Annotated in this window: 25 protein-coding genes, 2 tRNA genes and 1 pseudogene; 21 read left to right on the top strand and 7 right to left on the bottom strand. The window is 67.3% G+C overall.

The features are described from left to right. The first annotated feature begins 1 nt into the window (after position 1). The 7 genes and pseudogenes from L2Z93_RS12650 (at position 2) to L2Z93_RS12620 (ending at position 6,079) form a co-directional block, all read left to right on the top strand. Positions 2-1,840: an NAD(P)/FAD-dependent oxidoreductase gene (locus L2Z93_RS12650; protein WP_090591441.1), complete on the top strand. Its 1,839-nt coding sequence runs from the start codon at positions 2-4 to the stop codon at positions 1,838-1,840. A gap of 74 nt (positions 1,841-1,914) precedes the next feature. Continuing rightward, positions 1,915-2,886 (top strand): annotated as a pseudogene (locus tag L2Z93_RS12645) (ankyrin repeat domain-containing protein); the annotation flags it as partial. A 41-nt stretch (positions 2,887-2,927) separates the two neighbouring features. Further along, positions 2,928-3,311 carry a DUF4345 domain-containing protein gene (locus L2Z93_RS12640; protein ID WP_128111883.1) on the top strand — a complete coding sequence of 128 codons (384 nt, stop codon included), beginning with the start codon at positions 2,928-2,930 and terminating at the stop codon, positions 3,309-3,311. A 35-nt stretch (positions 3,312-3,346) separates the two neighbouring features. After that, a complete protein-coding gene (locus tag L2Z93_RS12635; RefSeq protein WP_090591649.1) occupies positions 3,347-3,877 on the top strand; it encodes a hypothetical protein in 531 nt (176 codons plus the stop codon). 41 nt (positions 3,878-3,918) lie between these two features. Continuing rightward, the gene (locus tag L2Z93_RS12630) at positions 3,919-4,296 is read left to right on the top strand and encodes a nitroreductase/quinone reductase family protein (RefSeq protein ID WP_090591453.1); all 378 of its coding nucleotides are present in this window, start codon (positions 3,919-3,921) and stop codon (positions 4,294-4,296) included. 72 nt (positions 4,297-4,368) lie between these two features. Then, positions 4,369-5,526 (top strand): hypothetical protein, encoded by a 1,158-nt coding sequence (locus L2Z93_RS12625; RefSeq protein ID WP_090591457.1) that lies wholly within the window; start codon positions 4,369-4,371, stop codon positions 5,524-5,526. 37 nt (positions 5,527-5,563) lie between these two features. Beyond that, the gene (locus L2Z93_RS12620) at positions 5,564-6,079 is read left to right on the top strand and encodes an MBOE_33420 family protein (protein ID WP_090591460.1); all 516 of its coding nucleotides are present in this window, start codon (positions 5,564-5,566) and stop codon (positions 6,077-6,079) included. A 39-nt stretch (positions 6,080-6,118) separates the two neighbouring features. On the opposite strand, the gene L2Z93_RS12615 is transcribed toward L2Z93_RS12620, so the two are convergent. Continuing rightward, a tRNA-Gly gene (locus L2Z93_RS12615) sits at positions 6,119-6,192 on the bottom strand. 119 nt (positions 6,193-6,311) lie between these two features. Here L2Z93_RS12615 and L2Z93_RS12610 point away from each other — a divergent pair. From L2Z93_RS12610 to clpX, 5 genes are all read left to right on the top strand, one after another. Continuing rightward, a tRNA-Pro gene (locus L2Z93_RS12610) sits at positions 6,312-6,388 on the top strand. A 66-nt stretch (positions 6,389-6,454) separates the two neighbouring features. After that, positions 6,455-7,831 carry a trigger factor gene (tig, locus tag L2Z93_RS12605; protein ID WP_090591464.1) on the top strand — a complete coding sequence of 459 codons (1,377 nt, stop codon included), beginning with the start codon at positions 6,455-6,457 and terminating at the stop codon, positions 7,829-7,831. A 114-nt stretch (positions 7,832-7,945) separates the two neighbouring features. After that, positions 7,946-8,530, top strand: coding sequence for an ATP-dependent Clp protease proteolytic subunit (locus L2Z93_RS12600; RefSeq protein ID WP_234786209.1), 585 nt, complete (start codon positions 7,946-7,948; stop codon positions 8,528-8,530). Then, positions 8,527-9,180 carry an ATP-dependent Clp protease proteolytic subunit gene (locus L2Z93_RS12595; RefSeq protein ID WP_090591473.1) on the top strand — a complete coding sequence of 218 codons (654 nt, stop codon included), beginning with the start codon at positions 8,527-8,529 and terminating at the stop codon, positions 9,178-9,180. The genes L2Z93_RS12600 and L2Z93_RS12595 overlap by 4 nt, the downstream gene beginning before the upstream one ends. 215 nt (positions 9,181-9,395) lie before the next feature. Continuing rightward, positions 9,396-10,679 carry an ATP-dependent Clp protease ATP-binding subunit ClpX gene (clpX, locus tag L2Z93_RS12590; RefSeq protein ID WP_090591476.1) on the top strand — a complete coding sequence of 428 codons (1,284 nt, stop codon included), beginning with the start codon at positions 9,396-9,398 and terminating at the stop codon, positions 10,677-10,679. A gap of 34 nt (positions 10,680-10,713) precedes the next feature. On the opposite strand, the gene L2Z93_RS12585 is transcribed toward clpX, so the two are convergent. Further along, entirely contained in the window at positions 10,714-11,187 is a 474-nt protein-coding gene (locus L2Z93_RS12585) for an NUDIX hydrolase (RefSeq protein WP_090591480.1), read from the bottom strand. Between the two features lie 87 nt (positions 11,188-11,274). After that, complete coding sequence (locus L2Z93_RS19370; protein ID WP_324611370.1) at positions 11,275-11,625, bottom strand: HNH endonuclease; 351 nt, start codon at positions 11,623-11,625, stop codon at positions 11,275-11,277. A 28-nt stretch (positions 11,626-11,653) separates the two neighbouring features. On the opposite strand from L2Z93_RS19370, the gene L2Z93_RS12580 reads away from it, so the two are divergent. The 9 genes from L2Z93_RS12580 to L2Z93_RS12540 all read left to right on the top strand — a co-directional run bounded on the left by L2Z93_RS12580 (position 11,654) and on the right by L2Z93_RS12540 (position 18,118). After that, complete coding sequence (locus tag L2Z93_RS12580) at positions 11,654-13,015, top strand: recombinase family protein (protein ID WP_090591484.1); 1,362 nt, start codon at positions 11,654-11,656, stop codon at positions 13,013-13,015. Positions 13,016-13,101: 86 nt separating this feature from the next. Then, on the top strand, positions 13,102-13,443 hold the full coding sequence (locus L2Z93_RS12575; protein ID WP_090591487.1) for a hypothetical protein: 342 nt from the start codon (positions 13,102-13,104) through the stop codon (positions 13,441-13,443). 266 nt (positions 13,444-13,709) lie between these two features. After that, positions 13,710-13,979, top strand: coding sequence for a DUF6011 domain-containing protein (locus L2Z93_RS12570; RefSeq protein ID WP_128111884.1), 270 nt, complete (start codon positions 13,710-13,712; stop codon positions 13,977-13,979). Positions 13,980-14,560: 581 nt separating this feature from the next. Beyond that, complete coding sequence (locus L2Z93_RS12565) at positions 14,561-15,910, top strand: DUF3631 domain-containing protein (RefSeq protein ID WP_370745906.1); 1,350 nt, start codon at positions 14,561-14,563, stop codon at positions 15,908-15,910. Beyond that, positions 15,907-16,194 carry a hypothetical protein gene (locus L2Z93_RS12560; RefSeq protein ID WP_128111886.1) on the top strand — a complete coding sequence of 96 codons (288 nt, stop codon included), beginning with the start codon at positions 15,907-15,909 and terminating at the stop codon, positions 16,192-16,194. The genes L2Z93_RS12565 and L2Z93_RS12560 overlap by 4 nt, the downstream gene beginning before the upstream one ends. Continuing rightward, a complete protein-coding gene (locus L2Z93_RS12555) occupies positions 16,191-16,475 on the top strand; it encodes a hypothetical protein (RefSeq protein WP_090591498.1) in 285 nt (94 codons plus the stop codon). Before L2Z93_RS12560 ends, L2Z93_RS12555 begins: the two co-directional genes overlap by 4 nt. Next, complete coding sequence (locus L2Z93_RS12550; RefSeq protein WP_090591503.1) at positions 16,472-16,699, top strand: hypothetical protein; 228 nt, start codon at positions 16,472-16,474, stop codon at positions 16,697-16,699. Before L2Z93_RS12555 ends, L2Z93_RS12550 begins: the two co-directional genes overlap by 4 nt. Before the next feature lie 193 nt (positions 16,700-16,892). Then, positions 16,893-17,978 carry a hypothetical protein gene (locus tag L2Z93_RS12545; protein ID WP_128111887.1) on the top strand — a complete coding sequence of 362 codons (1,086 nt, stop codon included), beginning with the start codon at positions 16,893-16,895 and terminating at the stop codon, positions 17,976-17,978. After that, complete coding sequence (locus tag L2Z93_RS12540) at positions 17,978-18,118, top strand: hypothetical protein (protein WP_162562000.1); 141 nt, start codon at positions 17,978-17,980, stop codon at positions 18,116-18,118. Before L2Z93_RS12545 ends, L2Z93_RS12540 begins: the two co-directional genes overlap by 1 nt. 316 nt (positions 18,119-18,434) lie before the next feature. Here the strand turns inward: L2Z93_RS12540 and L2Z93_RS12535 are convergent, their stop codons facing one another. The 4 genes from L2Z93_RS12535 to L2Z93_RS12520 form a co-directional block, all read right to left on the bottom strand. Next, the gene (locus tag L2Z93_RS12535; protein WP_090591510.1) at positions 18,435-18,641 is read right to left on the bottom strand and encodes a hypothetical protein; all 207 of its coding nucleotides are present in this window, start codon (positions 18,639-18,641) and stop codon (positions 18,435-18,437) included. After that, positions 18,638-18,895, bottom strand: coding sequence for a hypothetical protein (locus L2Z93_RS12530; protein WP_090591514.1), 258 nt, complete (start codon positions 18,893-18,895; stop codon positions 18,638-18,640). The genes L2Z93_RS12535 and L2Z93_RS12530 overlap by 4 nt, the downstream gene beginning before the upstream one ends. Positions 18,896-18,944: 49 nt before the next feature. After that, a complete protein-coding gene (locus L2Z93_RS12525; RefSeq protein ID WP_090591518.1) occupies positions 18,945-20,174 on the bottom strand; it encodes a 13E12 repeat family protein in 1,230 nt (409 codons plus the stop codon). Positions 20,175-20,367: 193 nt separating this feature from the next. Then, complete coding sequence (locus L2Z93_RS12520) at positions 20,368-21,270, bottom strand: sugar phosphate isomerase/epimerase family protein (RefSeq protein ID WP_090591521.1); 903 nt, start codon at positions 21,268-21,270, stop codon at positions 20,368-20,370. Position 21,271: the final 1 nt, after the last annotated feature.

The following is a 21,271-nucleotide window of genomic DNA, read 5'->3' as shown; positions in this document are numbered from 1 at the left end:
CATGACCTCCACGCTTGAACCCGCCCGCACGCTCACCCCGCAGCAACGCGTCGACACCTGGCTTGCCGGGTTCGAGGCCGCCCTGGCTGCCGGCGATGTCCAACAAGTGGTCGCGATGTTCGGCGCCGACAGCTACTGGCGCGACCTGGTCGCCTTCACCTGGAACCTCAAGACCGTCGAGGGGCGAGACCAGATCGCCGACATGCTGTCGCACCGGCTGGCCGACACCGCCCCGTCCGGCTTCCGAACCCGGGAAGCCCCCACCGTCGACGGTGACGTAGTCGCGGCGTTCATCGAATTCGAGACGGCCACCGGCCGCGGCGCCGGGCACCTGCGGCTGCGTCCGGAGCCCGGCGACGAGGACGGGCCGGACCGGGCTTGGACGCTGTTGACCACCCTGCAGGAACTCAAAGGGCACGAGGAGCGCAAAGGGCCGACCCGGGTGCTCGGCGCAGTGCACGGCAGCGACCCGGACCCGCGGTCCTGGGCGGAGAAACGGGCGAGTGAGGAAGCCTCACTGGGCCGTGAAGCGCAGCCCTACGTGCTGGTGATCGGCGGCGGCCAGGGTGGCATCGCACTGGGTGCCCGGCTGCGCCAGCTCGGTGTTCCGGCGATCGTCGTCGACAAGCACGACCGGCCCGGCGATCAGTGGCGCAAGCGGTACAAGTCGCTGTGCCTGCACGACCCCGTCTGGTACGACCACCTGCCTTACCTGCCGTTCCCGCAGAACTGGCCGGTGTTCGCGCCGAAGGACAAGATCGGCGACTGGTTGGAGTTCTACACCCGGGTGATGGAAGTGCCGTACTGGCCGAAGACCACCTGTCTGTCGGCCTCCTTCGACGAATCCACCGGCCAGTGGGCTGTCGAGGTTGACCGCCAGGGTGAGAAGCTCACCCTGCAGCCCACCCAGTTGGTGCTGGCGACCGGAATGTCGGGCAAACCGAGCGTGCCGAACCTGCCGGGCAGCGATGTGTTCCGGGGTGAGCAGCACCACTCCTCGCAGCATCCGGGACCCGACCGGTACCTGGGCAAGAAGGTGGTGGTGATTGGCTCCAATAACTCCGCGCACGATATCTGTAAGGCGTTGTGCGACAACGGAGTCCACGTCACCATGGTGCAACGATCGTCGACGCATATCGTGAAGTCGGACTCACTGATGGATCTTGGCCTCGGCGACCTGTACTCCGAGCGCGCGCTCGCCGCCGGAATGACGACCGAGAAGGCAGACCTGACGTTCGCGTCCATGCCGTACCGGATCATGCACGACTTCCAGATCCCCATCTATGACGCCATCCGCGAGCGGGACCGGGACTTCTACGATCGCCTCGAGGCCGCTGGCTTCGAATTGGACTGGGGCGCAGACGGATCCGGTCTGTTCATGAAGTACCTCCGGCGTGGATCGGGCTACTACATTGACGTCGGGGCCTGCGAATTGGTGGCCGACGGGTCGATCAAGTTGGCGCACGGCGGGGTGGACCGCCTGACTGAGGACTCGGTGGTGCTGGCCGACGGAACCGAACTGCCCGCCGACCTGGTGGTGTACGCGACCGGGTTCGGCTCGATGAACGGCTGGGCCGCCGACTTGATGGGCCAGGAGATCGCCGACCGCGTCGGCAAGGTCTGGGGGCTCGGTTCCGACACCCCGAAGGACCCGGGCCCCTGGGAGGGCGAGCAGCGCAACATGTGGAAGCCGACCCAGCAGCAGAACCTGTGGTTCCACGGCGGCAACCTGCACCAGTCGCGGCACTACTCGCTGTATCTCGCCCTGCAGCTCAAGGCCCGGTACGAGGGCATCCCCACGCCGGTGTACGGACTGCAGGAGGTGCACCACCTGAGCTGAGGCGCCGAACCTCTAGCCTGAGGAGATGATGCCGACGCTCGATGACTCCCACATCCGGCTGGTCTGAGGCCGTCGTGTCCAGCTGCCTGCCGAACAACCCGTCGCTCGAGCAGCTTCGTGGTGACGCGCTCGCGTTGCAGAGCGGTCTGGCCGACGGCGGCGTCGAAGCGGTGGCCTTCATCCGCCGCTACCACCCGCGGCCGGATGCCGCGTTGGCCGATGATTCGCTGGCCGACGCGGAGTTGGCGGTGGCCCGCAGTTACGGGTTCAGCGGCTGGCCCGCGTTGGTGCGCTATCTCGATATCGCCGATGGGCTGAGCCTGGAGCCGAGCGCGATCGACGAGTCCGCGCTCGGGACGGCCGATCTGTTCTGTTCGCTGTCCTCGCTGCGCTACGACCACACCGACCACCCGGATCGTTGGGAGGCGGCCGCCGAATTGCTTTCCGAAAACCCGGGATTGGTCGATGAGAGCGTGTGGGCGGCCGCGTCGGCGACTGACCCGGATGCGATTGCCCGCCATCTTGGGGTCGCACCGGAGCTGGCCTCCGCTCGCGGCGGGCCGTTCGGCTGGACGCCGCTGATGTGCCTGACCTACAGCCGGGCGCCGCTGAACCAAAGCGTGGAGCAGACTCTGTCTGCCACCGCCCTACTGCTCGATGCCGGCGCCGATCCAAATGCGGGTTACCTCTGGTGCGGAATGTCGACCCCGTTCACCGTGCTGACCGGGGTGTTCGGCGAGGGGGAGCAGGGGCCGATCCGGCAACCGCGGCATCGGTTCGGCGAGAAACTGGCGACGCTGTTGCTGGAGCGCGGCGCCCATCCCGCCGACCAGCAGTCCATCTACAACCGGATGTTCCTGCCGGACAACGCGCACCTTGAATTGCTGTTCGCCTACGGTTTGGCCGACGCGCCCCCGAGCGCGTGGGAGTCGCTGCTCGGCGAGGCGATGGAGACCCGCGAGCAGATGTGGCAGCGTCAGGTTCAGTGGGCGGCCGAGCACGGTTTCACCGAACGGCTGGAACTGCTGGCCGGCAACGGCGTTGACGTCTGACGGTGCGCTCGGATGTCAGCCGCAAGGGGGACAAGATGATAGTGAAAACGCTCAAGGCCCTCGGGTGGGTGACCGGATTCGCCCTGATCGGGCTCGGGGTGGGCCGCATCTTCTTTCCGTCGGAAACCATGCCGGGCGCCGGCGAGATGTCGGCGACCATGGACAGCGAAACCCGAGCGGCCGGGGCGCTGCTCATCGCTATGGGCGCCGGCTACCTCTGGGCGGTTCGGCAAACAGAGATTCCGGTGGCGGCGGTCCGCTTCCTCGCCGCCAGCATGGGCCTGCTGGCGCTGACCCGCGTCGTCTCCATCGTCGCCGTCGGGATGCCGGACCCGGTGTTCGCCGCCGCGGCGGGCGTGGAGTTCGCCGCGGCGGCACTGACCTGGTGGTACTCGTGTCTGGGCGCGCGCCGCCGGTAATCGGCGTTCACCGCGACTTATGCGACGATGTGCTGATGGCATCACCGAAACTGCTGGACTCGCTCAGTGAATCCGACCTCGCCCTGGTCCGAGAGACCGGACGCGACGAGCTGAAGAGGCTCGACGAAGACGAGCTTCTCGAGGTGCACGCGCGGGTCCGCCGGGCCCGCAACAAGCATCTCGGCGTCTACCGGCGCGCCGGCGCCGCGAAGGTTTCCGCCAAGGGCGCCCGCGGCCGTGCGCATACCGCCAACGAGCGCAACCGCGCCCGCGCCGAGGTTTTCGAGAAGGCGCTGGCCCGGGTGAGCACCCAACTGGCCGTCGCCGCGCGGAAGAGCGCCGCGGACCTCAAGGATGAACGGTTGGCCGCCGCGGCGAAGGCGAAAGCCGCCGGCCCCGGCAAACGGGCGTCCAGCGTTGGTAAGGCGGCTAAGAGCGCCTCCGGGCCGGCCAGCAAGGCGAACAAGAAGCAGCCCGCGAAGTCTCCGAGCCGTAAGAAGCAGGAGGCGGGCAGTAAGGCCGCGGGCGCGCGCAGGCAGGCCAAGCGGGACGGTAAGCGCCGCTAAGGGCCGATCGGCCTCGCCGCAGGCGGTCTTAGAATCGCCTGATGAGCCTCAAACGCACGGTCGTGCACACCGCGCAGCGATGGTTGGTCAATCCGCTGGGCCGCAAGCTGCCGGTGACGATGCTGGAGACCACCGGCCGCAAATCCGGTCTGCCGCGTCACACCGCGATCGGCGGCAGGCGCGTGGGCGACGCGTTCTGGCTGGTCTCCGAGCACGGCGAGCATTCCGACTACGTGAAGAACATCAAGGCCAATCCGAAGGTCCGGCTGCGCGTGCGTGACACCTGGCGAGACGGGACCGCTGTGCTGCTGCCCGACGATGATCCGATCGCCCGGCTGCGCCAACTGCCGGGCGGAAACAGTGCGGCGGTGCGGCTGCTGGGCACCGACCTGCTGACCATCCGGATCGATTTGGCCTAGCCGAACGCCGAGGTTGGATATGGTGGCCGGCGTCCAGAGTGGACGGGTGACCTTGGCTGGGGACGGAAACACATGGCGGCAGACCGCAAAATGACGCAACGCAACAACCTCGTGGGCGGCCTCGTCGCGACGAGCATGGTCCTCGCCGGCGCCGGAATCGGGCTGGCCGCCCCGGCGAGCGCGACCTGCGTGTCGGCCTTCGGCCTCGGCAACAGCACGAACTGCAGGAGCAGCTTGCTGGGTGTCGCCGTCGCGATCGGCAGCGGAGCGCAGGCCCACGCCGACGGGACGCTGGTCGCGGCCGTCACCGCGGGCGCCGGGTCCAACTCCACCGCCAACGGGCTGTTGGCCCTCGCCGTGAGCGCCATCGGCAGCGACAACAAGGTGACGGCCGGCGACACGGGGTCGATCCTCAGCCTGGCCACCAACCTGTTCGGCAGCGACAACCAGGTCCGGTCCCAGGGCAGCTTCTTCAACCGCGCCACCAACATCGGCGGGGACGGCAACGAGGTCACCAGCACCGGCAGTGTGTTCAACCTCGCACGCAGCGTCCTCGGCAGCGACAACGACGTGATGGCGACAGGCGGCTATATGAGCACGGCCCGAAGCCTGGTCGGCAGCCACAACACCGTCACGACGACGAATGGCAATGTGAGCGCGGCCCGAAACCTGGTCGGCGGCAACAACACCGTCACGACGACGAATGGCAACGCCAACAGCGCGCAGAGCCGATTCGGCAGTGTCAACAAGGTGACATCCGACAACGGTGATGGCGACTACGTTTCCAGTTTCCTGGGCTCCGGAAACGACGTCATCTCACTGGGTGGACTCAACAACAGCGCGAGGAACATCGCTGGCAGCGACAATACGTTGACTGTCGGCGGCGCCGACAGCAGCCGGAACTCAGTCCTGAATGTCGTCGGCAACGGCAACGTCATCAACGCCCTGAAGGGCAACTTGAATCTCGGCTTCAACACCTTGGCCGGCGGCAATACCGTCAACGCGGGCGCCGGTCCGCTGGCGATCGCCGGTTCCGTCCTGCGGCGCGGCCAGACCGTCACGAGGGAGAGGACCGGCATCGCGATCAACCGCATCGGCTCGGACCCGACGAGCGACAACAACACCGTGACGAGCGCAACCAACAAGGTGGCTCCCAAGCGGCTGTCAACGGCGGTGGGCAAGGTCGGGGACAAGCTGAAGGCGGCCGTCAGCAAGCTCAGCGACAAGTAGCAGACCCGACGAGCTGCGTCCGGCCGGGACGGGTGCGATGAAGAAAACGCTGCTCGCCGCAGCCTGCGGTGCCAGCGTCCTGGCGCTGACCACCCCCGTGGCGCACGCGGATCGCGCCGAGCCACCGCCGCTGTACGGCTACTACGACCTGTTCATCGACTTCTCCCGGCAGACGTTCAACGGGATGCCGACGCCGATGGATCCGATCACCGTGCCGGTTCCGTTCACCACCGGATGCGACGCCGGCGGCTGCGTGGCGCGGATGGACAACAGCGACGACCACGCCCGCAACGCCGCCGCCCCGACGGCCTACGAGTACCGCTGGAACGCCGACCGCTGGGAAACCAGCGGCGCGTACCCGTACTTCTGCGACCGCCAGGACCCAGGCAGCATGGGGTGGGCGCAGCGCTCAGATTTCTGGATCCCGAACCCCGACGGCAGCTTCCACGGCGAACGCACGCTGGTCATCGGGGGCGCCGGCTGCCCGGGGGAAGGTCCGGGGACGCATTGGCTTCCGTTGACCTTGACGCCCATCGAGGCGCCGCCGTCATAGCGGCGAGGTCGCGCCGCCGGGCTGATCGCGCCGAACTGCTGGAGCGGGCGACGGGAATCGAACCCGCGTAATCAGTTTGGAAGACTGAGGCTCTACCATTGAGCTACGCCCGCATGTACTCGATGCCAGACTGTACGGTCCGACCGCGGCCAGCGCCAAGCCGGGGCGCCCAATGCCCGCCTGGCTTGGCTCTTGCCATGCCGCGGGCCGTAGGATGCCGGGGGCTAAGTACCGGGGTGTAGCGCAGCTTGGTAGCGCATCCGCTTTGGGAGCGGAAGGCCGCAGGTTCAAATCCTGTCACCCCGACCAGCACGACCAGACCACCCGCACGACCCAGACCGACCGCACACCGAACAAAACACGCAAGGAGCAGCAGTGAAGAGCACCGTCGAGAACCTGAGCCCCACCCGGGTTCGCCTCACCGTTGAGGTGCCCTTCGAGGAGCTCAAGGGCGACTTCGACCGCGCCTTCAAGCAACTGGCCCAGCAGGTCCGGCTGCCCGGCTTCCGGCCCGGCAAGGCCCCGGCCAAGCTGCTCGAAGCCCGCGTCGGCCGCGCCGCGATCCTGGAGCAGGTCGTCAACGACGCGCTGCCCAACCGCTACAGCGAGGCTGTCGCCGCCAACGAGATCAAGCCGCTCGGCCAGCCCGACATCGACATCACCAAGCTCGAGGACGGCGAGGAACTGCACTTCACCGCCGAGGTCGATGTCCGGCCCGAGATCGACCTGCCGGATCTGTCCACGCTGAACATCTCCGTCGACGCCATCGAAATCGATGACGCCGATGTCGAGAAGGAACTCGATTCGCTGCGCGCCCGGTTCGGCACCCTGACCGGCGTGGACCGCCCGGTCGCCGACGGCGACTTCGTCTCCATCGACCTGACCGCCACCGTCGACGGTGAGGACGTCCCGGAGGCCACGACCGAGGGCCTGAGCCATGAGGTCGGCTCCGGCCAGCTGATCGACGGCCTGGACGAGGCGCTGATCGGTTTGAACGCCGGCGAGTCCAAGACCTTCACCACCAAGCTCGCCGCCGGCGAGTACGCAGGCAAGGACGCCGACGTCACCGTCACCGTCGGCTCCGTCAAGGAGCGCGAGCTGCCCGAGGTCGACGACGAGTTCGCCCAGCTGGCCAGCGAGTTCGACACCATCGATGAGCTGAAGTCGAACCTGCGCGAGCAGGTGGAGCGCTTCAAGCGCATCCAGCAGGCCGAGAAGATCCGCGACACCGCGCTGGAGACCCTGCTGGAGCAGGTCGAGGTGCCGCTGCCGGAGAAGATCCTGGAAGACCACATCGGGGAGATCGTGCACAACGCGGTCCACGAGCTGGACCACGACGAGGACGCCTTCGCCGAGCAGCTCAAGGAGCAGGGCAGCAGCCGCGAGGAGTGGGACGCCGAGACCCGCAGCAACGCCGAGAAGGCGCTGCGCACCCAGCTGCTGATGGACGCCGTCGCCGATGACCTGGGCATCCAGGTCGGCCAGCAGGATCTGATGGAGCGCCTGGCCCTGATGTCGCGTCAGTACGGCATCGAGCCGCAGCAGCTGCTGGGGATCCTGCAGCAGAACAACCAACTGCCCCAGGTGTTCGCCGACGTCCGCCGCGGTCTGACCGTCGCCGCCGTCGTCGAGGCCGCCACTGTCACCGACAGCGACGGCAATGTCGTCGACACCTCCGAGTTCTTCGGCAACGCCTCCCCGGAGACCGCGGCCGAGGACGCCGCGGCGGTCGAAGAGGCGCTGTCCGACTAGGACCGAGACATGCTGTGAGCGAACGCGCATGTCCTAGGGCATGCGCGACGCGCACGGTTGGTTAGTGTCGAGCGTGAACCACTTACGAGAAAGCAGGTACCGGTCGTGACTCAGATGCGTTCTGGCATGTCCGGCCTCAACCTCACGGATTCTGTCTACGAGCGGTTGCTGGCCGAGCGGATCATCTTCCTGGGCACCCAGGTTGACGACGACATCGCGAATCGGCTGTGCGCGCAGATCCTGTTGTTGGCGGCCGAGGATCCCACCAAGGACATCAACCTCTACATCAACTCGCCGGGCGGTTCGGTGACCGCGGGCATGGCGATCTACGACACCATGGTGCTCGCGCCGTGCGACGTGGCCACCTACGCGATGGGCATGGCCGCCTCGATGGGCCAGTTCCTGCTGGCCGCCGGCACCAAGGGCAAGCGGCACGCGCTGCCGCACGCGCGGATCATGATGCACCAGCCGTCGGCGGGCATCGGAGGATCGGCCGCCGACATCGCCATCCAGGCCGAGCAGTTCGCGCTCACCAAGAAGGAAATGAACCGGCTCAACGCCGAGTTCACCGGCCAGACCCTGGAGAAGATCGAGGCCGACGCCGACCGTGACCGCTGGTTCACCGCGCCGGAGGCCAAGGAATACGGCTTCATCGACCACGTCATCACCCGCGTCCACCTGAACGGGAGCTCCGAATGAACATCCCAGCCCAGTCCGGCGCCGTGAACCCGATGCAGTCGCGCTACATCCTGCCGTCGTTCATCGAGCACTCCAGCTTCGGCGTCAAGGAGTCCAACCCGTACAACAAGCTGTTCGAGGAGCGCATCATCTTCCTCGGCGTGCAGGTCGACGACGCGTCGGCCAACGACATCATGGCCCAGCTGCTGGTCCTTGAGTCGCTGGACCCGGACCGCGACATCACCATGTACATCAACTCCCCGGGTGGCTCGTTCACCTCGCTGATGGCGATCTACGACACCATGCAGTACGTGCGCGCCGACATCGCCACCGTCTGCCTCGGCCAGGCCGCCTCCGCGGCCGCGGTGCTGCTAGCCGCCGGCACCCCCGGCAAGCGGATGGCGCTGCCGAACGCCCGGGTGCTGATCCACCAGCCCGCCGTCGGCGGAGCGATTCAGGGGCAGGTTTCGGACCTGGAGATCCAGGCCGCCGAGATCGAGCGGATGCGCACCCTGATGGACACCACCCTGTCGCGGCACACCGGCAAGTCGCCGGAGCAGGTCCGCAAGGACACCGACCGGGACAAGATCCTCACCGCGGCGGAAGCCAAGGACTACGGCATCATCGACACGGTGCTGGAGTACCGGAAGCTCTCGGCCACCAAGTCCTGACCACCGAAAGGTCACCGTTTACTAGAGGGTGCGGGTGGATAATCTCCCTGGGACGTCGCGCGTCGGACAGCCAAACCGACGGTGGCAGGGGATATGTTTTCCGCACAGGAATCCCACCGGCGCTATTCGCAGTTATGGGTCGCACCACCACCGGATGTGCGGGTAGCGTCGGGGGAACACCGAATCATCGGCGATAGAAAGTAGGGCCCCACCTCATGGCGCGTATCGGAGACGGCGGTGACCTGCTGAAGTGCTCGTTCTGCGGAAAGAGTCAGAAACAGGTCAAGAAGCTCATCGCGGGACCTGGCGTCTACATCTGCGACGAGTGCATCGATCTGTGCAACGAGATCATCGAGGAAGAACTCGCCGACGCTGACGACGTCAAGCTTGACGAGTTGCCGAAACCGGCCGAGATTCGCGAGTTCCTGGAGGGTTACGTCATCGGCCAGGACTCCGCCAAGCGGACCCTGGCGGTGGCCGTCTACAACCACTACAAGCGCATCCAGGCAGGGGAGAAGGGCCGCGAGTCCCGGTCGGCGGAGTCTGTCGAACTGGCCAAGTCCAACATCCTGATGCTCGGCCCCACCGGCTGCGGCAAGACCTACCTGGCGCAGACGCTGGCCAAGATGCTCAACGTTCCGTTCGCCATCGCCGACGCGACCGCCCTCACCGAAGCCGGCTACGTCGGCGAGGACGTCGAGAACATCCTGCTGAAGCTGATCCAGGCCGCCGACTATGACGTCAAGCGCGCCGAGACCGGCATCATCTACATCGACGAGGTCGACAAGATCGCCCGCAAGAGCGAGAACCCGTCGATCACCCGTGACGTCTCCGGCGAGGGTGTGCAGCAGGCGTTGCTGAAGATCCTGGAGGGCACCCAGGCGTCGGTGCCGCCGCAGGGCGGACGTAAGCATCCGCACCAGGAGTTCATCCAGATCGACACCACCAATGTGCTGTTCATCGTGGCGGGCGCGTTCGCCGGGCTGGAGAAGATCGTCTCCGACCGGGTTGGCAAGCGCGGCATCGGCTTCGGCGCCGAGGTGCGCTCCAAAGCCGAGATCGACACCCAGGACCACTTCGCCGAGGTCATGCCGGAGGACCTGATCAAGTTCGGGTTGATCCCGGAGTTCATCGGCCGGCTCCCGGTGGTCGCTTCGGTGACGAACCTGGACAAGGAATCGCTGGTGAAGATCCTGTCCGAGCCGAAGAACGCGCTGGTGAAGCAGTACACCCGGCTGTTCGAGATGGACGGCGTGGAGCTGGAGTTCACCGGTGAGGCGCTGGAGGCCGTCGCCGATCAGGCGATCCATCGTGGCACCGGAGCCCGTGGCCTGCGCGCCATCATGGAGGAAGTGTTGCTGCCGGTGATGTACGACATCCCCAGCCGCGACGACGTCGCCAAGGTGGTCGTCACTCAGGAGACCGTCGAGGACAACGTGCTGCCGACCATCGTGCCGCGCAAGGCGTCGCGTTCCGAGCGCCGGGACAAGAGCGCGTAAGCGACACGCGCTCCGGGATGCGACCCCCGGGCTCTTAGGAGCCGCCGGAGAAGTGCGCCGGGTCGTCCTCGGCGAGTGCCAAAGCGATCTTGCGCACGTGGAACTGCTCCACGGCGTCGAGTTCTCCCAAGCCATACCAGCCCACCTCGGTGAGTTCCCCGTCGGCGGGGTGCGGTTCGCCGGAGACCCATTCGCAGCGGAAGACGAGGTCGAGGTAGTCGACCTGGTCGCCGTTGGCGTACGTGATGCGGGGGAGCTGCTGGACGAGCGCGAGCCGAGTGGCGCGCGCGACGATGCCTGTCTCTTCCAGGCACTCGCGGACGACCGCGTCGGCCGGCTCCTCACCGGGGTCGACGATTCCCGACACGCACTGCCACGCGCCGTTGTCAGCGCGCTTGCCGAGCAGGACCTTGTCGTCCTTGAACACGACGGCCGTGACCCCGACCAGCGGCAACGGGACGTGCCCGATTCTCTCGCGTAGCGACAGAACGAATTCGGGGGTAGCCATGGGCTCACCCTACGGCGCGCGCCGGATGGCCGAGTTCGCGCCGTTGATGCTGCCGGTGATGTCGGGCCAGTCGGGGTGCTGGCGGCCCTAACGTGCTGAGCCTTGGGGTGGGTCTGTCCCTGGTGTCCGGTGGTGTCGGAAGCGTTTGTGGAAGTGGGCGAGTATGTCGGCGGGCTGGTGGTACGGGTTGATTCGGGGTTGGCCGTGATCCAAGTGTTTCGGTGGGGTCCATTCGACGCGGCCGTCGGTGTTGAGGTGGGTGGTCCAGTTGTGGGTGTCGGCCATGGTGTTGTCCCTGCCGCAGGCCAGGCCGAGGTCGTCGATGTCGGTGCGGCCTTCTCGGCCCCGGCCGTAGGGGGTGAGGTGGTGTGCTTGGCAGCGGTAGGCACTGTGGGTGCAGCCGGGTTTCGTGCAGCCTTTGTCTCGGGAATCAACCATTAGGTGATGCACTGATAAGGTAGCCCGTATGCGCGCAGCCGTCTACACCCGAATCAGCAGTGACCCGAAGCTAGAAGGGCTCGGCGTGGCACGACAGGCCGAGGACTGCGACGCCCTGGCCGAGCGCAACGGCTGGCCCATCGTCGCCCGATACGACGACAACGACCTGTCAGCGTTCACCGGCCGCACCCGCCCCGGGTTCGAGTCGATGCTGACCGCGATGGCCGCCGGGGAGTTCGACGCCCTGGTCTGCTGGCACACCGACCGCCTCTACCGCTCCATGAAGGATCTAGAACGGCTCATCGACATCGCCGACTCTCGCGGCGTGCAGATCCGCACGGTGCAGGGTGGCGACCTCGACCTGTCGAACAGTTCCGGCCGGATGCTGGCCCGCATCCTGGGCAGCGTGGCCCGCGCCGAGTCTGAGCACAAGGGCGAACGTCACCGCCGGGCCAATGAGCAGGCCGCGGCGGCCGGGAAGTGGTCGACCGCGAACCGGCCGTTCGGCTACACCCGCACCGGCGAACCGCTAGAGCCAGAGGCGTCAATGGTCCGCGCGGCGGCCTGTGACGTTCTGGCGGGCAAGAGTGTGCGCCAGGTGGCCCGAGAGTGGCGGGAGACCGGGCTGACCGGCACCCGCGGCGCTGCGTTCTCGTCGCAGAACGTACGCGCCCTGCTGGTGAATCCGCGCTATGCGGCGCTGCGCGTTCACCGCGGCAAGATCGTCGGGCCGGGCACTTGGGAACCGCTGATTGACGAAACCACTCACCGCGGCCTGGTGGCCTACCTCGGTGACCCGGCGCGCGTCATCTGCACATCGTTTGAGAAGAAGTACATAGGCAGCGGGGTCTACCTGTGCGGCCGGTGCGGCGGGGTGATGCGCCACGCCGTATCAGGCAACCCCACGGTGCGCCGCTACGAGTGCAAAGACCATCAGCATGTGGTCGCCCGCGGTGAGCCGGTCGACGCTTACGTCGAAACCCTGGTGCTGGGCAGGCTGGCCCGCACCAACATTCACGTCATGCTCGACGCTGGCGAGAAGGTCGACGTCGACGGCCTGCACTCCCAGCGCGCGGCGGTTCAGGCCCGTCTCGATGAGCTGGCCGCCCTATTCGCCGAAGGTGTCATCGACGGCAGCCAGCTACGTCGCGGCACCGCCGAGCTGCGTTCCCAGATGGCAGAGCTGGACGCCACGCTGGCCGAGGTGTCCCGACGTAGCCCGGTCGCAGACCTGCTGGCCGCCGGTGACGCGGTGGCCGAACGCTGGGAGACGCTATCGGCAGACCTGAAATCGAAGATCATTCAGGAGCTGATGACGGTGACGATCCTGCCCGCCCCGCGCGGATCCAAGGGATTCAACCCCGAGCGCGTCCGGGTGGAGTGGCGATGAACGAACGCCCGAAAGCCCAAGAGCGTTCTACAGAACCAGAAGTTGCGAGCGCGCCGACAGACAAGGTTGTTGGTGAAGCCCTCGGGGTGAGCCAGTCCAACGGCCGGTTGACGGTGTGGTGCGAGAACTCGGCGCACCCGAAGAAGCACCGCCGGGTGCTGCTGGCCCGGTTCGTCAGGCATGAGGACGGTTGGCAGCAACTCGACGGCCGCGGCACGGTCTCCAAGCTGCGCGCCGCCGGCACGGTCCCAGATGACAGGTGGGACATGCGTCAGCATCGCATCCGCGGGTGTCGGTACTGCGCGGATCCGCTGACGGTGCGGACCGCCAAGCTCGACGCCGTGCTTGATCTGGTGGCCGACACGGGCCGCGCTGATGTCACGGTGTCGGAGCTGCGCGCTATATTGGCTAAGTCACGCACGATGTGACCCCGCCCGGTACGGGACATCTGCCGGATTCCATCGCCTCAGAAGGCGGCTGATTCAAGCTGCCTTGTGAGGTGTTTTCCTTTGTTATCCACCGACCGCGCTGCCGAGCGCATCGAAGATTATGTGAGCGTCGTTCTCGCTGCTGCGCCGCCGCTCACCGATGAGCAACTGTCCCGTATCACCGGGCTACTGACCGCTGGCCGGCCGCGTGACCGCGCTGCCGTGGTCGCTGACCGCCTGGCCGGACTCGACGGCGGGAGCGCGGCATGAGTAGACGAAAAAGCCCGGCGCCGCCACAGCACCGGGCCCCTCGCAACAACACCAATGACAGCAATTCTAGCGGCCATCGTGCCGAGGATGGATACGCCGCACCGACCGCCGAGGACCGGCGCGAAGCGCGTCTGTTGGCCGAGCTGGCCGAGCTGGGATACACGGTGGCCGTCCGCTGCCTGTCCTGCGGGCACCCGCTGACGCACCCGAAGTCAGTCGCCCGGTTCATCGGCCCCGTCTGCGCGAGCAAGGCGGTGGCCGAGTGAGCACGACCGCATTCGACCGCGTGACAACAGCTTTCGAGTCTGCTGGCCTGGCCGTCGTCCACCGCGGCAACAGCCGGGCATCGGCGCAGGCCCCCGGGCACAGTGCCGCTGACCGTTCGGTGTCCATCACCGGCACCGAGTCTCAGGTGCTGATGTGCTGTCACGCCGGAGAGAACACCGCCGACGTTCTGGCCGCGGTCGGGCTCACGCTTGGCGACCTGTTCGACAAGCCGAAGGACGGCGCACGGTACGACTACCCGGACGGTCGGAAGGTTTACCGCAGCCCCGATAAGAAGTTCAGGCAGTCGGGAAACACGAAGGGGCGCAGTCTGTTCCGCACCGAGTTCCCGGCCGGCGCGACGGTGTACGTGACCGAGGGTGAGAAGTGTGTGCACGCCGCCGAGTCCATCGGGTTGGCCGCGACGTGCTCGGCGATGGGCGCGGGCAAAGCGCACCTGTTCGACTGGTCGCCGCTACAGGGTCGCCGGGTGGTCATCGTCGCCGACAACGACGAGCCGGGCCGCAAGCACGCTGCCCAGGTCGCCGAACAACTGGCCGGCATCGCCGCGTCAACCACCGTCATGGTCGCGGCAGTTGGCAAGGACATGGCTGACCATGTGGCGGCCGGGCACGGCCCCGACGAGCTGGTGCCCGCCACCCCCGACGCTGGCGGGGCCGACCTGCTCGACGCCATCGCAACGTTCCTGGCCCGGTTCGTCGTCTATCCCACCGGGCACGCGCTGACCGCGCATGTGCTGTGGATCGTGCACGCATGGCTGATGGACTACTGGGAGTCGACGCCGCGGATCGCGTTCCTGTCGCCGGAACCCGGGTCGGGGAAGTCCCGCGGCCTGGAGGTCACCGAGCCGTTGGTGCCGCGGCCGGTGCACGCGGTGAACACGAGCCCGGCTTACCTTTTCCGCAAGGTGTCCGATCCTGAAGGGTGCCCGACGATTCTCTACGACGAGGTCGACACGGTGTTCGGGCCGCGGGCCAAGGACAACGAGGACATTCGCGGCATGTTGAACGCCGGGCACCGCAAGGGCGCGATGGCCGGTCGGTGCGTGATGCGCGGCAAGGTTGTCGAGACCGAAGAACTGCCGGCCTACTGCGCGGTGATGCTGGCCGGATTGGACGACCTGCCCGACACGATCATGACCCGCTCGGTGGTGGTGCGGATGCGCCGCCGAGCGCCCGGTGAGCACGTCGAACCGTGGCGGCCTCGGGTCAACCACCCGGAGGCGCATCGGCTGCGCGAACGCCTGGCCGCCTGGTCAGTGTCCGACGCCGTCACCGAGCGGATGGCTGGCGACTTCTGGCCGGAGATCCCCACACAAGTTGTAGACCGTGACGCCGACGTGTGGGAAGCACTGCTGGCGGTCGCGGACCTGGCTGGCGGTGGCTGGCCCAAGCGTGCGCGAGAAGCGGCTGTAGCGCTTGTAGCGGCATCGAAGGAACGCGCCCCCAGTATCGGCGTGCTACTGCTGCGCGACATCCGAACCGTGTTCACCACGGCCAAGGTCGACCAGCTCACCACCGAACAACTGCTCTCTGGGCTGAACGGGATGGATGAGGCACCCTGGCCGACCATCCGGCGCGGCGAACCGCTCGACAGTCGCGGCCTGGCGCAGCGGCTCAATAAGTACGGCATCGGATCCAAGCTCCACGCCGGGGTCCGTGGTGTCCGTGGTTACACCGCCGCGCAGTTCGCCGATGCGTGGTCGCGGTACGTCCCTGACGTATCCGCTACATCCGCTACATCCGCGCCATCGGCCCCGGGTTCTGGAGCGGGTGGAGCGGATGTAGCGGATAAATCCCAAGCCACCCCCGCAACGCCGAACCACTGCGGTTGTGGCGTCGAACTGGTGCGCGCCGAGTCCATCGCCCGCGGCTGCTGCGCCGAGTGCGCGGCGTCAGGTGGTGCCGCGTGACTGACGACATGGCGACCATGTGGCGCGACCTGCCCGACGCCAGCCGGGCGACCCTGTGGCGGCTGGCCGACCGGCTCGGCGACTTCCTGCCCGGCGAGCTCGGCGCGGTGCCGACCCATGAGCAGCTCCTGGCCGCGTCGGCGTGGTCGACCGTCGAGTGCGATGTGACGGTGGCGTACTCCGCTTGGCTGGAACGCGAGCACGCCAAGTACCGGCGCAACGGGTGGCCGTGGACAACCGCCGAGCTGGCCCGGCGGTCACGGCTGCGGGAGGTTGGCGAATGAGCACGCCGGCCGACCTGCTCGGCGCACTGCTTGGCATCCCGCGGATGGACGCCGCCTGCCTCGGACAGTGGTCGCTGTTCGATCCGGCCGAATCTGGCGAGACCCCGGCCGAGATCGCCTACCGGCACGGTGCCGCCATCGCCCTGTGCGAGTCCTGCCCGGCGTTACGAGAGTGCGGTGAGTGGGCGTCCGGCCTGCCACCGCGTGACCGGCCCCGCGGTGTCGTCGCGGGCCGACTGAACGACCCAAAACCCCGACCAAGGAAGAAGGAAAACTCATGACCTGGACCGAGTACGAACGCCTCACCGCATTCACCCGCCAGCTACAGAACGTGTCCGAGGCGTTGCGGGTGAAGGGCCGCACCCTGTCCGCGGACGTGCTCCACGACGAAGCGGTGCACTTCGCCGGCGAACGCGACATCGCGAGACGGATGGCCGAGGCCGAGGCCGAGCTGGCCGATGGTGGCCCCGGCCGCGACCTCGGAGAGCTGCCCGAGGACGGGTAGAATCGAAGTGCACGACGGCAGTACCCGCGACCGGCAGAGCCAACCTCACCCCGCGGCGAGACCGCTAACCGAATATCGCCGGCAGCGCCACCCGCACCGGAGTCCGCACACCGCAATCGCGGTGCGCCAATCGTTTCCCACGACGACTCCGAGAAAGGGAGCCAATATGCAGGACTACCTTCCCAATGAATTGATGGCACGCCGAGCCGGCATCATCGCCCAGGCCCAAGCCATCGCCCAGCGCGGCGTAGACGCAAACCGAGACCTCACCGCGGCCGAGCAGACCGAGTTCGACGGGCTCATCGCTGACGCCGAGAAGATCCACGAACGCGCCAAGGCCATTCACGAGGGCGAGCTGCGCGCCCGGGAGCGCCCCGGCCCGGCCGGCCCCGGACAGCTCACCGGCTGCCCGAGCCTGCTGGTCTCACCGGACAACATTCGCCGCCACGTCGAAGCGCTGCGCGCCGGCGAAACCTTCAGCGTGACCGAGACCCGCGGCATGGTGCAGGTCAACGGCGCCGCAACCAGCTCCATCGGTGGCGCGACCGCCTGGGGCCAGCTCGCCGCCCGCGAACCCAACCACCTGATCCGGTTCGCCGGCATCCCCGTCGACGCGCTGACCGGCGTGCAAGCCGTCATGCCGACGTTCACCCTGCCGAGCGCCGCTGTCGGTGTCGCAGAGTCGGCCGCGCACACCGAGTTCGACGGCGTGGTCGATCTGCCACTGACGGCGCTGCGCTACGGGCGCTGGACTCAGGTCTCAGCCGCCGCCAGCGAGTTCACCAGCCTTTCGGGCATCGTCAACGCGCACGCCATCGCCATCGCCCGCGATATCGACAAGAAGGCCGTGGCCGATATTGAGGCCGCCATCACCGGCTCACCGATTGCCTACAACGCCGACGTTGCGGGCAACGTGCGGCAGACCATCCTGGCCGTCGCCGCCAACACCATGCGCGACGTGTCCGAGCTGGTCCTCGTCGGCACGGTCGCCGCCATCGCCAAGCTGCAAGACGTGGCCCCCGCCAACGGCCCCGACGCCGGGAGCATCACCACCCGGTTCGCCGGTGCCCGGCTGTACCCCGCGACCACCGCGACCGCCGGCCGAATCACCGTGTTCGACCCACAGTCCTTCATGGCGTTCGCATCGCCGGTCGGGTCGGCAACCGCCATCGACCCCAAGGACGGCAGCGCGTCCTTCGGGAGCTGGCTGCACCACACCGCCATTGGACAAGGGCTGACCGGCTCAGCCCTGGCCGTCACCGTCGTCGACCCCGGCTGATGACCGATCCCCGCTACGGCTCTGGGCTTCCCGACTACGACGGGCAGCCCAGAATCGACGGGTGGCAGCAGGACTGCGACAAGCTGGCCGAGCAACTGACCGACGCCGCCGCTGAACTGCTGTCGGGCTGGCTCGACTAAAGACCTGGGGACTGGTGACTCGGCCCCCGGAAACGAATCGGCCCCGACCTGGGCTTCCTTCATTCCCCCGGGTCGGGGCCGATTTTTTAACCACCCCCCACCCTGACCCCGGCGGTAGTCAGGGATCTCTCCCCGCTCGAAAAAACCCAAGAATCTCCGCGAAAGTGCCGAGAACTTCCTGGCGGCGTGAACCGGTGCGGTGGTGTGGAAAACGCGATAGATAGAAAGCGCCACTGTCCGCGGGGTCATGGTTTGGGTGCATCAAAAAAACGGCCCCGACCACCTGTGACGGTGGTCCGGGGCCGCTTGGGTGGTGCTAGTGGTCGCGGGTCAGCAGTTCTGCCAGCTTGGCCGCGTGTTCGCGTTTGAGGATGCCGAACGCTTCTTCTTTGCCGTCCCAGTAGATGCCTAGGAACAGCTCGCCGTCGTAGTCGGCGTCGGCCGGGTCGAACGGCTTGCACACGATCTCAAGCCGGTTGGTGCCGTCGTCGTCCTGCTCGACCAGGATTGTTGTGTCGCTCATCGCTGCGACTCCTGCACCGCGACGTTCAAGCGGTAGCCGCAGCGGCACGGCACGTTGATGCCGGCCGAGCAGATCGGGCACGCCAGCGACCACGCCAATGCGTTGATGTCGCCGGTGACGGTGTTCAGCGCGGTGATGACGTTCTGGAGCTCGTCGCGGAACTGGGCGGGCGCGTTGTCGCGGGCGATCTTGAGTGCAGCCCAGGCGGTGGCGAGCTGGTCGCCGAGGTCGACGGGTGCGGTTGTGGCGGTCATGGTGCTGTTCCTTCCGGTTGATGCTGATAGGTGCATCACCGAAGGTTGTTCAGGCGTAGAGGACGATGCGTTGGTCGGCGTTGGCGAGTCGCTTGGTCCTGCCGAGCCATAGTGCCCGGCCGTGGCCGTCGAAGACGGTGAGGTAGTGGATGGCATGCGAGGCCATTCGAAGGAGGTCGCTCATCGGGAGGAACGATCCGCCGGCGGTGACCGCCCAGCCGGTCAACGCGGCGGGCACGTAGCAGGCCGGGGCTTGGCCGACAGACGGGTTGGCGATCGGGGCGCCGGGGCCCATCACCGTCACAACCGGATCGGTGATCGGCGCTGCCCCCAGGTCGGCAGGCGCCCCGCCGTGGGCGGCGGTGTTCAACTCCGCCAACGTCGTCGTGACAATCACCGTGACGGGTAGTCCGTTGTGCTGACCCAGCTCCCCGGAGGCCAGCAGTGCCCGCATCGCCGCGACGAGGGCGTCGTGGTTGCGTTGCGACACGGTCCGCTTGTCCCCTTGGATTTGTTCCTCTGACGGTGTTCCGGAGACACACGGGTGTTCGTCGTCGGGGTTGCACATGCCGGGTGCGGCGAGTTTCTCCAGGATGGGTTCTAGGGTGGCCCAGGCTTCGGGGGTGAGGCTGGCGCGGAGGTTGCGCATCCCGTCACGGGTCTGGACACCCACACTCAGGCCGCGTTTGGCGGCCCGGCGGCGATCGGCGAAGTCCCCATCGGGATCCAACACCATCAGCAGGACGGTGGCCAGGCGTTGTAGGTGGTTCGGGCCGTACTTCCCGGCGAGGTCGGCCAACTCCGCCTCGGCATCGGCGCGGGTCTCCGGATCCACCGCGGCGGGGATCTTGGCGTAGGTGTCCCGGACGATGGCGACTTGCTCCGGGCCGATCACCCCGTCCGCGACCCCTTGGGCGACAGTCGGCATGACCGGTTCCAGGGGTTGCCCATCCAACGCGACCCGGGGCCCGAGGTCAGCGGCTTCGGCCAGCCGGCGCCGTGCCGCGCCGCGGGAGATCCGCAAACGCTCCTCCAACACGAGGGTCAGGTTCGCCGCGCCCAACACCCCCGGATTGCCGTCGGCGACCAACCGCGCCAGCAGTCGGTGGTCGGCCGCCGGGGCCCGCCAGGCGAGGGCTTCCCGGCGGGCGAGCACCTCCAAAATCTTCTCGGAGGACAGTGCGTCGAGGGACGCCGAAGCCAAGACGCGGTGAGCGGTTTCGGCCTGCGCGAGGGCGGCGAAGATCGCCTCCCGGTCTGCGTAGGCGGTGCTGCTCATACCCAAAACGCTATACCTCGCCACCGACAAGTTCCGTTGCGAGACAACGGAAAGCGGGCCCTGTGGATTGAGAGTTCTATGAGAAAATTCGGCAGCAAGCGACCGTTCGTAAGGGACCCGCGTGTGCCGTCCCGCTCGTCAGAACCGGACGGTGTTCACACGCCGGTTCTTCCTCGCGGAACTGCACCGCTCGTCAGAACCGGACGGCGCCGACCCCGCAGCCGCCCAGGTAGTTGCGGGTGCGCTTGGCGATCGGCAGCGGGGCATCCGGCGAGCAGGGATACATATCCTGTTCGACGATCGCGAACACGTCGATGTTCAGCCGGTCGATCGCCTCCAGCAGCGGCGGCATCTCCGGAATGCCCAGCGGCGGTTCGGTCATGGCGCCCAGCTTCACCGCTTCGCCGAACGGCAGATCCTCAGCCTCGACCTTGGCGCGCACCTCCGGGTCGACCTGCTTGAGGTGCAGGTAGCCGATGCGCTCCGGCGCGCGCTCGATGATGGCCAGGTTGTCCCCGCCGCAGTAGGCGATGTGGCCGGTGTCCAGGCACAGGTTCACATATTCACCGTCGGTGCCGTCCAGGAAGCGGTAGACGTTCTCCTCGGTGTCGACGTGGGAGTCGGCGTGCGGGTGGTACTGGGCGCGAACCCCGTAGGTCTCGAACATGGCCTTGCCGAGTTCGTTCATCCCGCGGGTCTTGCGCAGCCACTGCTCGTCGGTGAGGTCACGGGGTTCCAGCGTCGCGCCGGTGGCCGGGTCGCGCCACATCTCCGGGATGACGACGACGTGGCTGCCGCCGACAGCGGCGGTGAGTTTGGCGACGTCCTCGATCTGCGACCACACGGCGTCCCAGGAGTCGTCCTGGTGCAGGTGCTCGAAAACTGTTCCCGCAGAGAGCTTCAGGCCGCGGCTGTCGAGCTCCTCGGTCAATCGGGCGGGATCGGTGGGCAGGTAGCCGTAGGGGCCCAGTTCGATCCACTGGTACCCGGACGCGGCGACCTCGTCGAGAAAGCGCGTGTAGGGAGTCTGCTGCGGATTGTCGGGGAACCACACGCCCCAAGAGTCGGGCGCGGAACCAACCAGAATGCTGCTCATC

The organism is Mycolicibacterium brumae (assembly GCF_025215495.1).
Lineage (GTDB): Bacteria > Actinomycetota > Actinomycetes > Mycobacteriales > Mycobacteriaceae > Mycobacterium > Mycobacterium brumae.
This window is presented reverse-complemented; position numbering and strand designations above follow the sequence as displayed.